Source organism: Streptomyces sp. NPDC047869 (assembly GCF_040704065.1).
Classification (GTDB): domain Bacteria; phylum Actinomycetota; class Actinomycetes; order Streptomycetales; family Streptomycetaceae; genus Streptomyces.
This window is the reverse complement of record NZ_JBEYRK010000008.1, coordinates 102334-113747: the sequence shown is the minus strand read 5'-3', so window position 1 is coordinate 113747 and position 11414 is coordinate 102334. Positions and strand designations below refer to the sequence as shown.

Here is an 11414-nt window from a genome sequence, read left to right as displayed (position 1 = left end):
ACCCGCCGGGCAGCCCCCGGACGACAGGAGCCCCGCCGGTCGGGCGGGGCTCCTGTCGTTCGTCCGTCTCTTCGAGTCTCAGCTCGGGTCCAGCCCGTGGCTTCGCAGCCACGGCAGTGGGTCTATGGCCGCCCCGCCGGCCGGCCGGACCTCGAAGTGCAGGTGCGGGCCGGTTGAGTTGCCGGAGTTGCCGGAGTAGGCGACCGGCTGGCCGGCCTTGACGGCCGTACCGGAGGCGACGCGGTAGCTGGAGAGGTGGCAGTACCAGGTCTCCGTGCCGTCCTTCGCCGTCACGATCATCATGTTGCCGTAGGCGCTGTTCCACTTGGTGGAGACGACGCCGTCGGTCGCGGCCACCACCGTGGTGCCGTACGAGACCGGGAAGTCGATGCCCGTGTGCACGGACATCCAGTTCACACCGGCCTGACCGAAGTAGGCGCTGAGCCCTTTCTGCATGACCGGGATCGCGAACTTGGGCCGCAGCCGCTCCTTGAGCGCGGCCTCGGCGGCGGCCTTCTTCTTCTGCAGTTCCTGCTGGTTCTTGAGGTCGATGCGTTCCTGCGTACGGCTGGCCCGGTCGGCGAAGTCGTCGGCGCCGGCGGAGAGGGTCCGGAGCTGGGAGTCCAGCTTGCTGTTGGCGACGGACGGCTTCACCGACTGCGCGTCCGACGCGGTGGCGGAGGTCTCCTTGCCGTCGTCGGTCAGGCCGCCGACGGAGGCGGCGGCGATGCCGGCGACCCCCATCACACAGGCCGACGGCACGGCGATGGTCAGCAGCGCGGAGCGCTTGGGGGGAGTACGACGCCGGGAACGCGCCGCGCCGCGGGAGCCCGAGCGGGGGGCCGGGACCGGAACGGACTCCTCCTGGTCGTCGAGCAGAACCCCTACGGCGGGCAGCTCGCCCGTGTCGCCGGTCCCGTGCTCCTCGGCGGCGGCGTCCCCGGTCTCGCCGGGATCGGCGTACTCACCGAAGTCGGCGGCACCGCCGTATTCGCCGGTGTCCGCGTACTCGCCGGCCTCGGTGTAGTCGACGCCCTCGCTGTACTCGCCGAACTCGCTCGTCCCGGAGACCTGGTCGAAGGACTCGGCCGGCTGGTCGTGCGGTGCCGCGAGCGGGTCGTGCCGCACGGGCGTGCCGTCGGAGTTCCACTGCGTGGCGTCGTACACGCCGGTGTCGTAGGTCTGGGTGCCCCACTGCCACTGCTGGGTGGGGTCGGCGCCGGCGGACTGGTCGTGCTGCAGCCAGGTGGTCGCGTCCCACTGACCGCTGACGTCGTTGCCCGTGGCCTGCGCCGGGACCGTCCAGGCCGTGGTGTCGTACCCGCCCGTGTCGTAGGCCGTGTGGTGCTGGGCCGCGTACGGGTCGTACTGCGTGAACTGGCCCGTACCGGTCTGCCACTGCGTGCTGTCGTAGGCGCCGGTGTGCTGCTCGTCGCCCGGGAGGCTGCCGAAGAGCGGGTCGGCGGCGAAGGCGCCGGTCTCGCCGGTACCGACCGTGAAACCGGTGGCGTCGTAGCCGCCGTACGTGGTGAGGTCGTCGTACTGGGCTTCCTGCGTTCCGTACGCGTAGTGCCCGGTGGAGGCGCCGGAAGCCGGGGCCGGGGTGGTCATGGTCCCCGACGGGTGACGGTCGTTCACCAACTTCTCTTTCGCCTCGACAACGGTGGCTGCCAGAGCAGTGCGGTGACTGTACCCGGCGGTACGCGGGCGCGACAATCGTCGGCCGGTTTCGCGTGGGCCGGAAACGGGCATTCGGCCGTGATTCGGGGGACCGTGGACGCGAGTTTGGCTTTGTGTTCGAGAAATGTTCGATGTCGGATGACGCTGCGTCACCTGTGGAGCGGCTGTGTCACGCCCGTGCGCGGCCCCGGACCGCCCCTCCGGGCGGCCTCCCTCACGCCACCGTCACGCCGTCGGTGAGCGGGTTCCCGACGGGCGTGGCCTCGAGGGCCTCGCGTATCCCGGACGCCACGGCGGGGTGCACCGGCAGCGCGAGATGCCCGATGCCCGTCACCCGGACATTACGGACCTCCAGGTCGGGGTGGTCGATACAGGCGGATTCCAGGGGGTCCATCACGGAGTCCAGGTCGCTCCAGAAGCTGACGAACCGGGTGCGGCAGCCGGGTGCCGGCCTGGTCAGCTCCTCGATCACCTCGGAGCCGGGCCGCATCTGCCGCACGATCGGGTGCGCGCTCGCCAGGGGTACGGCCCGGGTCCCGGAGTGCGGGGTGCCGAGGGTGACGAGCGTTCGCACCCTGATGTCACCACCCAGGCACTGGGCGTAGTAGCGCGCGATGAGGCCGCCGAGGCTGTGGCCCACGATGTCGACCTGGGTGCTGCCGGTGCGCTCGCAGATCTCCTCGACATGCCGGCCCAGCAGTTCGGCGGCGATGCGTATGTCGCAGGTCAACGGAGAGTAGTTGAGTGACTCCACGCGCTGCCGGCCGCTGCGTGCGAGGCTGCGGCGCAGCAGGACGAAGACGGAGCGGTTGTCGATGAAGCCGTGCAGCAGCACGACCGGCGGTCCGGGCCTGCCCGGCAGCCGGGCGGTGCCGTCCTGGTCGTGGGCGGAGGGTGCGGGGCCGCGGCGCTCCTGGGTGAGGCCGGTCGGGTACAGCAGCAGATGCCCGGCCAGGATGGCCGCTTCCAGCGCGGTCGCCTTGAGCAAGGTTATGGAGAGATCGACCAGTCTGCCGGGCCACAGGCGCCGGTAGAGCGGGAGGACGAGCGGCAGTACCCCGGTGACCTTCATTGGCCGACCTCCAGTCGGCACGTGGGGGGCGGCTCGGTCCCCCGCGTGCCCTCATGTCCCACCATGTGATTTCCCCCTCCCCGCGCGCCGTGAAACTGCCGGTTGCGGGATGCTGGGGATAACGTTCGTTCACTTCGCGACGGGTGGCGGAACGCGCCAAAAGTGCGGTACTTGTCGTTACGGACGGAAGCGATCGCTTCCGGGGTCGTCTGATGGAGGCAGTGATGGGTGTGGCAGCCGGTCCGATCCGCGTGGTTGTGGCCAAGCCGGGGCTCGACGGCCACGATCGCGGGGCCAAGGTCATCGCGCGTGCGCTGCGCGACGCCGGCATGGAGGTCATCTACACCGGACTCCACCAGACGCCGGAGCAGATCGTCGACACCGCGATCCAGGAGGACGCCGACGCGATCGGCCTGTCGATCCTCTCGGGTGCCCACAACACCCTCTTCGCCGCCGTCATCGATCTCCTCAAGGAGCGCGACGCCGAGGACATCCTCGTCTTCGGCGGCGGCATCATCCCGGAGGAGGACATCGCGCCGCTGAAGGAGAAGGGCGTCGCGGGGATCTTCACGCCGGGAGCGACGACCGGGGCGATCGTGGAGTGGGTGCGGGAGAACGTGCGACAGCCGGCCGCTTCCTGAGCCGGAGCTGCCGCGGACGCGGGTGCCATACGGCTCCGGGGTGTCGCCCCCGGAGCCTTTCGCATGTGAACGGCTCCTGGTCTCAGACCCCGGGCGGGCCCGGCGTTCCGGCCGGCGCCAGTTCCCCGGCCATCGCCGCCCGCAGCCGCAGTGTGGTGACGAGCCGCTGGAACGCCTCCGCCCAGTACCCGCCGGCCCCCGGTGCGGCGTCCTCCCGCTCGTCGGGTATCGCCAGCAGGCCGTCGAGGCGGGCGGCCTCCGCCGGATCCAGGCACCGCTCGGCCAGTCCCATCACCCCGCTGAAGCTCCAGGGATAGCTGCCCGCGTCCCGCGCGATATCGAGGGCGTCCACCACGGCCCGGCCGAGCGGGGCGGCCCAGGGCACCGCACACACCCCGAGCAACTGGAACGCCTCCGACAGGCCGTGTGTCGCGATGAATCCCGCCACCCACTCGGCCCGTTCAGCGGCGTCGAGCGCGGCCAGCAGCTTCGCCCGCTCGGCGAGGGACACCGCCCCGGGCCCGCCGGCCTCGGGCGCCGACGGTGAGCCGAGCAGCACCCTCGACCACTCGGCGTCCCGCTGCCGTACCGCAGCCCGGCACCACGCGGCGTGCAGCTCGCCCTGCCAGCCGTCGGCCACCGGCAGCGCCACGATCTGCTCCGGAGTGCGGCCGCCGAGCCGCCCCGGCCAGGTCCCCAGCGGGGCCGCCTCCACCAACTGGGCCAGCCACCAGGACCGCTCCCCCCTACCGGTGGGGGGCTTGGCCGCCACACCGTCCCGCTCCATGCCCGGGTCGCACTCGTGCGGCGCCTCCACGACGAGCGTGGGCGAGTCAGCCGTGCGGTCCACGGCCACACATGCCGCGGCCCGCCCCGCCATGCGCCCGGCGAGCGCCGAACCGGGCAGCGACGACAGCAGTTCCGCCGCCGTCGCCCGGACATTGCGGCTGCGGTCGCCCAGCGCCCGCTCGAGGAACGGCTCGTCCTCGGCCGACAGGCCCGCGCGCAGCGAGTCGAGGAACATCAGACGGTCCTCGGCCCGCTCCGTCGACCAGGTCCCCTCCAGCAGTTCCCGTGCGACGGCGGGCTTACCGGCCCGCAGCGCGCCCAGCAGCGCGACCCGCTCGGCGAACAGACCCTCCTGCCAGAGCCGTCGCACCGCCTCACCGTCCCCGGCGTCGGGCAGCGCCGCCCCGCCGCCCGGCGCCGCGCGCAGGGCGAACCGCCAGTCGGGGTTGAACCGGGCCAGCCACAGCGCCCGCGGCCCGGCGAACGCCAGCGCCGCCGGACGCAGGTCGGTGCGGCCCCGGGCGGCGTCCAGCAGCGCGGGCAGCGCATGGGCCGGGGCCGCGTAGCCGTGGGCGCCCGCCGCCGCCAGCCACTGCGGGAGCAGTTCCATGAGGTCCGGCGAGCTGCCCCGCCGGCCGCCGCCCGCGCCGCCGGAGCGGTCGGCCAGCAGCGTGGCGAGCCTGCGGGCCGCGGCCGCCGGCAGCGCCGGACGCGGGTCGTCGGGGGCGGGCTCCGGCCGCCGCGCGGCCCGCCCGGGCCGCAGACCCGCCCGGCGCCGCACGGTCGCCACGGCGGCGGCGTCCAGCAGTGCCATCGGGGCCTCCCGTCCGGCGGCGGCCGCCGGGGGCCGCCGGTCGGTGCCCAGCAGGGCGGTGGTGACCAGTTCCTCCCAGGGCAGCTCGGCGTTCCGCGTGGTCGGTGTTCCGTCCATGACGTCCCCTTCCCCTTCCATCACTGAGGGCGCCGCCCCGGTCTTTCCTGGACCGTCGGGTCCGGTCAGCACAGCGTCACCGGCTCGCCCGGGCCCTCGGGCCACGCCGTCAGCGGGGTGAAGCCGCGGTGGCCGCACTCGCCGAAGACCCGCACGGGGGCGCCGCCGGACAGGGCGACCAGGCGCCACAGGCCCGGGCGGGTGCGGAACGCCTCGGTGAGCGGCAGCGCCGAGTCGTCCTCCGCGTCGGCCAGTTGCCAGGCGCCGCCCGACTCCGGGTCCTGGACGGGTACGACCCGGTCCAGCGTGACCGGGACCGAATCCAGCCAGGGGTCCCCGCGCAGGGCCTCGCCGTAGTGCGCCGCGGCCTCGGCGGTGGTCCCACCGGGCGGGCGCAGCGCTGTGGGGGCGGGCGGGGCGTACTGCTCGCCCAGGGCCGCCCGTACCTGACCGGCGCCGGGGAATCGGGACAGGTCCGCGTCCAGCGCGAGACCGACCGGCAGCGACAGCTCCGGTGCCCGGCCGGCCGCGCCGTAGGAGAGCAACAGCCGGGTCAGGCCCGAGTCGGCGCCGTGCAGCCATATCCGGCGCGTCGTCAGTTTCGCGTCGGAGGTGTCGTACTGCGCCAGAACCAGCCAGCGGTCGCGCAGCGGCGGCCCGTCCGGTGCCGCGGGCAGACCGAGCCGGGCACGGACCGTGGCCGCGAGGGCGTCCGGCAGCCGGTCACGGCGCAGCCAGCCCTGGTCGAGGAGGTGCAGCAGGGCACTCTCCTCCAGCAACCGCGCCGGCCAGCCCGGACCGGAGGCCGGTATCGCCCCCAACTCCCGTACACGCGCCGCGAGTCCCGGCGCCTGTGCGTCGACCATGCGGGCCGCCGTCTCGTCCCACAGGCCGTACCCCGCCTGCTCGGCCGCGGCCAGACCGCCGCGCAGCAGGTCCGCCAGGCGCTGTTCCAGCTCCGTCGCGCCCGCCGTGACCCGCTCGGCGCGGCGCTCCGCCCGCCGCCGCGCCGCCTCGGGATCGGCGGACCCGGACGCGGCACCGCCGTCGCCCCCGGCGCGTCTGTCCTCCGCGCGCTCGCGCCGGCCCGAGAGCCACTGCCCGGCCCAGTCCGGCGGCTCGGTCGCCACCGGTACCGAGCCGTCCCCCTCCGCCCACAGCAGGAGCAGGCCGAGGGCGTGCTTGCACGGGAACTTACGGCTCGGGCAACTGCACTTGTATCCGGGGCCGGTGGCGTCCGCGAGGTCCACCACCGTCTGGTACGGCCTGCTGCCACTGCCTTTGCACAGCCCCCACACCGTCCCCTCTCCGCTCCCCGCACCGGACCACGGTCCGGCCGTGCCCAGTCTGCTTCCCGCCTTGCGTGACGCGGCGTCAGGCGCCAGAGCCAGCACCTGGTCCGCGGTCCAGCGCACCCCCTGCTCAGTCATGGAAACGACGGTAGGTCCCCCCACTGACAATCAGTCCCGCGAGCACGTTCGTGCAGGTCAGAGCGATTGTCAGTGGCGTGGTGCACGGTTGGTTCCAGATCCGAACCGGCCGAGCTGGAGGGGGCCTCAGCCATGTCTGTGTCCGTGGAACCGATGTCCGTCGACGCGAGCGGAGACCAGGACGAGCAGGCGTTGCGACCGCATGCCGAGCACGCCTTCGCCGCCGAACTCGCCGCGCTCGCCGCCCAGGACGACCGCCCGCGCCCGGCCCGCTGGAAACTGTCGCCGTGGGCGGTGGCGACCTACCTGCTCGGCGGCACCCTGCCGGACGGCACCGTGATCACGCCGAAGTACGTGGGCCCGCGCCGCATCGTCGAGGTCGCCGTCACCACCCTCGCCACCGACCGCGCCCTGCTCCTGCTCGGCGTGCCCGGCACGGCCAAGACCTGGGTGTCGGAGCATCTGGCGGCGGCCGTGAGCGGCGACTCGACCCTGCTGGTGCAGGGCACGGCGGGCACGCCCGAGGAGGCCATCCGCTACGGCTGGAACTACGCGCGGCTCCTGGCCCACGGCCCCAGCCGGGACGCCCTCGTGCCCAGCCCCGTCATGCGGGCGATGGCCGAGGGGACGACGGCCCGGGTGGAGGAGCTGACCCGTATCCCGGCCGACGTCCAGGACACCCTGATCACGATCCTGTCCGAGAAGACGCTGCCGATCCCGGAGCTGGGCCAGGAGGTGCAGGCGGTCCGCGGCTTCAACCTCATCGCCACCGCCAACGACCGCGACCGCGGCGTCAACGACCTCTCCAGCGCCCTGCGCCGCCGCTTCAACACCGTGGTGCTGCCGCTGCCGGAGAGCGCCGACGCCGAGGTCGACATCGTCAGCCGGCGCGTGGACCAGATCGGCCGCTCCCTCGACCTGCCCGCCGCGCCCGACGGCATCGACGAGATCCGCCGGGTGGTGACCGTCTTCCGTGAGCTGCGCGACGGCGTGACCGCCGACGGCCGCACGAAACTGAAGTCGCCGAGCGGCACGCTGTCCACGGCCGAGGCGATCTCCGTCGTGACCAACGGCCTGGCTCTTGCGGCCCATTTCGGTGACGGTGTGCTGCGCGCGGGCGATGTCGCCGCCGGCATCCTCGGCGCCGTCGTCCGCGACCCGGCGGCCGACCGGGTGATCTGGCAGGAGTACCTGGAGACGGTCGTGCGCGAGCGCGACGGCTGGAAGGACTTCTACCGGGCCTGCCGGGAGGTGAGCGCGTGAGCGACACCGCCGACCGGGACGGCGCGTACGGCTCCGGGCCGCTGCTGCTGGGCGTGCGGCACCACGGGCCCGGCTCGGCGCGCGCGGTGCGGGCCGCCCTGGACGCCGCCCGGCCCGGCGCGGTACTCGTCGAGGGGCCGCCCGAGGCCGACCCGCTGATCGAGCTGGCCGCCGATCCGGACCTGCGGCCCCCGGTCGCCCTGCTCGCCCACGCCGTGGACGAGCCCGGCCGCTCGGCGTTCTGGCCCATGGCGGAGTTCAGCCCCGAGTGGGTGGCGATCCGCTGGGCCCTCGAGCACGACGTCCCGGCCCGCTTCATCGACCTGCCGGCCGCGCACACGCTGGCCTGGGACACCGAGGCGGACGCCCTGGCCGGCGCCGGGGGCGTGGAGGGCGCGGAGCCCGACCCGCGCGTCGACCCGCTCGCGGCGCTCGCCGGGGCCGCCGGTCACGACGATCCCGAGCGCTGGTGGGAGGACGTCGTCGAGCACCGGGGCGCCGGGCCCCGCGACCCCTTCGCGCCGTTCGCCGCACTGGAGGAGGCCATGGCCGCGCTGCGGGAGCGGTACGGCGTCGGGGGCAGACCGCGTGACGTGGTGCGGGAGGCCCACATGCGGCTTCGGATGCGGGCCGCGCGCAAGGAGTTCGGCCCCGCGGTGGCCGTCGTGTGCGGCGCGTGGCACGTGCCCGCGCTACGGGAGCGGACCACCGTCGCTGCCGACCGGGCACTGCTCAAAGGCCTGCCCAAGGTCAGGGCCGACCTGACCTGGGTGCCGTGGACGCACCGCCGGCTGGCCCGGTCGAGCGGCTATGGCGCCGGAATCGACTCGCCGGGCTGGTACGGGCATCTGTTCCGGGCACCGGACCGGCCGGTCGAGCGCTGGCTGACCAAGGTGGCGGGGCTGCTGCGCGAGGAGGACCGGATGGTGTCCTCCGCGCACGTCATCGAGGCGGTACGGCTGGCCGGCGCCCTCGCGGCGATGCGCGGCCGCCCGCTGCCCGGCCTGAGCGAGACCACCGACGCCGTCCGCGCGGTGATGTGCGACGGGTCCGACGTACCGCTGGCGCTGGTGCACGACCGGCTGGTGGTCGGCGACCTGCTGGGCGAGGTGCCGGATGCGGCGCCCGCGGTGCCCCTGCAGCGCGACCTCGCCCGGGAGCAGCGCAGGCTGCGGCTGAAGCCGGAGGCGCTGGAGCGGGAGCTGGAGCTCGACCTGCGCAAGGACACCGACGCCGACCGCGGCAGGCTGCTGCACCGGTTGCGCCTGCTCGGGGTCGGCTGGGGCGAGCCGGCCGAGTCCCGGGGCAGCACCGGAACCTTCCGGGAGACCTGGCGGCTGCGCTGGGAGCCGGAGCTGTCGGTCCGGGTTGCCGAGGCGGGGGTGTGGGGCACGACCGTGCTCGCCGCGGCCACGGCGAAGGCGGAGGCCGACGCGCTCGCCGCCCGGGCCCTCGCCGACGTCACCGCCCTCGCCGGGCACTGCCTGCTCGCCGGACTGCCGGACGCGCTGCCCGTGGTGATGCGGGCGCTCGCCGACCGCGCGGCCCTCGACACGGACGTCGGCCACCTCGCCCAGGCCCTGCCCGCCCTGGTCCGCTCCCTGCGCTACGGCGACGTGCGCGGCACCGACACCGGAGCCCTGGCCGGCGTCGCCGCGGGCCTCGCGGAGCGGGTGTTCGTCGGGCTGCCGCCGGCCTGCACCGCCCTGGACGCGGACGCGGCTCAGGAGATGCGCGGCCATGTGGACGCCGTGCACACGGCCGTGGGCCTCCTCGTGGAGACCCTGGCCGGCACCCCGGACGCCGGACACGGGGACCTGCGCGGCCGGTGGCGCGCCGTGCTGCGGACGCTGGCCACGCGGGACACCGTGCCCGGCGTCGTCCGCGGGCGGGCCGTGCGGCTGCTGCTGGACGACGGCGAGCTTGAGCCCGGGGAGGCGGCCCGGCTGATGGGCCTGGTGCTCTCCCCGGGCACCCCGCCCGCCGACGCGGCGGCCTGGATCGAGGGCTTCGCCGGGGGCGGCGGAGGCATGCTGCTGGTCCACGACGAACGGCTGCTCGGCCTGGTCGACACCTGGCTGACCGGGGTCCCCGCGGACGCCTTCACCGACGTACTCCCGCTGCTGCGGCGCACGTTCTCGGCGTACGAGCCCGGCGTGCGCAGAACCCTCGGGGAACTGGTGCGCCGTGGACCCGGAGCGGACACCGCCCGCACTGCCCGGACCGCGGCCGTCCCCGGCTTCACCGCCGAGCCGGACACCGCGCGTGCCGACGCCGTGCTGCCGGTGCTGCGGCTGCTGCTCGGCCCGGACCCGGACAGCGGCACCACGAGGACCGACGACGACTGCCTGACGGGAGTGGGCGCATGACCGGCGAACCCCTGCTGACGGAATCCGCCGACCCGGCGCGGGAGCGGCTGCGGCGCTGGCGGCTGGTGCTCGGCGGCGACCAGGCCGACGGCACCGGGTGCGCGCTGTCCGGCCGGGACGCGGCGATGGACGGGGCGCTCGCCGCGCTGTACGGCAAGGGCGACAGACCGCGGGGAGGGCGGGACCGTTCGGCGGGCCTGGGTGCCTCGGCGCCGTCCGTGGCCCGCTGGCTCGGCGACATCCGCACCTACTTCCCCTCCTCCGTCGTCCAGGTCATGCAGCGCGACGCCATCGACCGGCTGGGGCTCGCGTCGCTGCTGCTGGAGCCGGAGATGCTGGAGGCGGTCGAGGCCGACGTGCATCTGGTCGGCACCCTGCTCTCGCTCAACAAGGCCATGCCGGAGACGACGAAGGAGACAGCGCGGGCGGTGGTGCGCAAGGTGGTCGAGGACCTGGAGAAGCGGCTCGCCGCCCGCACCCGGGCCACCCTCACCGGCGCGCTCGACCGCAGCGCGCGCGTCAGCCGGCCGCGCCACCACGACATCGACTGGAACCGCACCATCGCGGCCAACCTCAAGCACTACCTGCCCGAGTACCGCACGATCGTGCCGGAACGGCTCATCGGATACGGGCGGGCCGCGCAGTCCGTGAAGAAGGAGGTCGTCCTCTGCATCGACCAGTCGGGCTCGATGGCGGCGTCCGTGGTCTACGCGTCCGTCTTCGGGGCGGTGCTGGCCTCGATGCGGTCGATCGACACCCGGCTGGTCGTCTTCGACACGGCGGTCGTGGACCTCACCGACCAGCTGGACGACCCGGTCGACGTGCTCTTCGGCACCCAGCTCGGCGGCGGCACGGACATCAACCGGGCGCTCGCCTACTGCCAGGAGCGGATCACCCGGCCCGCCGAGACGGTGGTCGTGCTGATCAGCGACCTGTACGAGGGCGGCATACGCGACGAGATGCTCAAGCGGGTCGCCGCGATGAAGGCGTCCGGGGTCCAGTTCGTCACCCTGCTCGCACTGTCGGACGAAGGAGCACCGGCGTACGACCGGGACCACGCGGCGGCGCTCGCGGCGCTCGGCGCACCGGCGTTCGCCTGCACACCCGATCTGTTCCCGGAGGTGATGGCGGCGGCGATCGAGAAGCGGCCGCTGCCGATACCGGACACCGCCTGATGTGGCGCGACAAAAGGGACTTGGCTACTCATTGGTAACAGGGGGCTTGCGCTACCTCGGGCCG

8 protein-coding genes are annotated in these 11414 nt (G+C 74.3%); 4 read left to right on the top strand and 4 right to left on the bottom strand.

Annotated elements, in window-relative coordinates; all coding sequences use genetic code 11:
• Nucleotides 1-78: 78 nt before the first annotated feature.
• Nucleotides 79-1638 (bottom strand): M23 family metallopeptidase, encoded by a 1560-nt coding sequence (locus tag AB0924_RS13260; RefSeq protein WP_366911426.1) that lies wholly within the window; start codon nucleotides 1636-1638, stop codon nucleotides 79-81.
• 256 nt (nucleotides 1639-1894) lie between these two features.
• Nucleotides 1895-2752 carry an alpha/beta fold hydrolase gene (locus AB0924_RS13255; protein ID WP_358935324.1) on the bottom strand — a complete coding sequence of 286 codons (858 nt, stop codon included), beginning with the start codon at nucleotides 2750-2752 and terminating at the stop codon, nucleotides 1895-1897.
• 224 nt (nucleotides 2753-2976) lie between these two features.
• Here AB0924_RS13255 and AB0924_RS13250 point away from each other — a divergent pair, with 224 nt between their 5' ends.
• A complete protein-coding gene (locus tag AB0924_RS13250) occupies nucleotides 2977-3393 on the top strand; it encodes a cobalamin B12-binding domain-containing protein (protein WP_358935494.1) in 417 nt (138 codons plus the stop codon).
• An 82-nt stretch (nucleotides 3394-3475) separates the two neighbouring features.
• Here the strand turns inward: AB0924_RS13250 and AB0924_RS13245 are convergent, their stop codons facing one another.
• Both AB0924_RS13245 and AB0924_RS13240 read right to left on the bottom strand, forming a co-directional pair.
• Nucleotides 3476-5113, bottom strand: coding sequence for a DUF5691 domain-containing protein (locus AB0924_RS13245; protein WP_358935322.1), 1638 nt, complete (start codon nucleotides 5111-5113; stop codon nucleotides 3476-3478).
• Nucleotides 5114-5178: 65 nt separating this feature from the next.
• On the bottom strand, nucleotides 5179-6543 hold the full coding sequence (locus AB0924_RS13240; protein ID WP_366911425.1) for an SWIM zinc finger family protein: 1365 nt from the start codon (nucleotides 6541-6543) through the stop codon (nucleotides 5179-5181).
• Between the two features lie 132 nt (nucleotides 6544-6675).
• On the opposite strand from AB0924_RS13240, the gene AB0924_RS13235 reads away from it, so the two are divergent.
• From AB0924_RS13235 to AB0924_RS13225, 3 genes are read left to right on the top strand one after another with little or no spacing between them, the layout of a single operon-like run.
• On the top strand, nucleotides 6676-7806 hold the full coding sequence (locus tag AB0924_RS13235; RefSeq protein WP_358935318.1) for an AAA family ATPase: 1131 nt from the start codon (nucleotides 6676-6678) through the stop codon (nucleotides 7804-7806).
• Nucleotides 7803-10175: a DUF5682 family protein gene (locus AB0924_RS13230; protein ID WP_366911424.1), complete on the top strand. Its 2373-nt coding sequence runs from the start codon at nucleotides 7803-7805 to the stop codon at nucleotides 10173-10175. Before AB0924_RS13235 ends, AB0924_RS13230 begins: the two co-directional genes overlap by 4 nt.
• Nucleotides 10172-11350 (top strand): VWA domain-containing protein, encoded by a 1179-nt coding sequence (locus AB0924_RS13225; protein ID WP_358935314.1) that lies wholly within the window; start codon nucleotides 10172-10174, stop codon nucleotides 11348-11350. Before AB0924_RS13230 ends, AB0924_RS13225 begins: the two co-directional genes overlap by 4 nt.
• Nucleotides 11351-11414: the final 64 nt, after the last annotated feature.

Bases quoted from the DNA above. Each gene is read 5' to 3' on its own strand.
- AB0924_RS13255 (WP_358935324.1), bottom strand. From the start codon at position 2,752: ATGAAGGTCACCGGGGTACTGCCGCTCGTCCTCCCGCTCTACCGGCGC.
- AB0924_RS13250 (WP_358935494.1), top strand. From the start codon at position 2,977: ATGGGTGTGGCAGCCGGTCCGATCCGCGTGGTTGTGGCCAAGCCGGGG.
- AB0924_RS13245 (WP_358935322.1), bottom strand. From the start codon at position 5,113: ATGGACGGAACACCGACCACGCGGAACGCCGAGCTGCCCTGGGAGGAA.
- AB0924_RS13240 (WP_366911425.1), bottom strand. From the start codon at position 6,543: ATGACTGAGCAGGGGGTGCGCTGGACCGCGGACCAGGTGCTGGCTCTG.
- AB0924_RS13235 (WP_358935318.1), top strand. From the start codon at position 6,676: ATGTCTGTGTCCGTGGAACCGATGTCCGTCGACGCGAGCGGAGACCAG.
- AB0924_RS13225 (WP_358935314.1), top strand. From the start codon at position 10,172: ATGACCGGCGAACCCCTGCTGACGGAATCCGCCGACCCGGCGCGGGAG.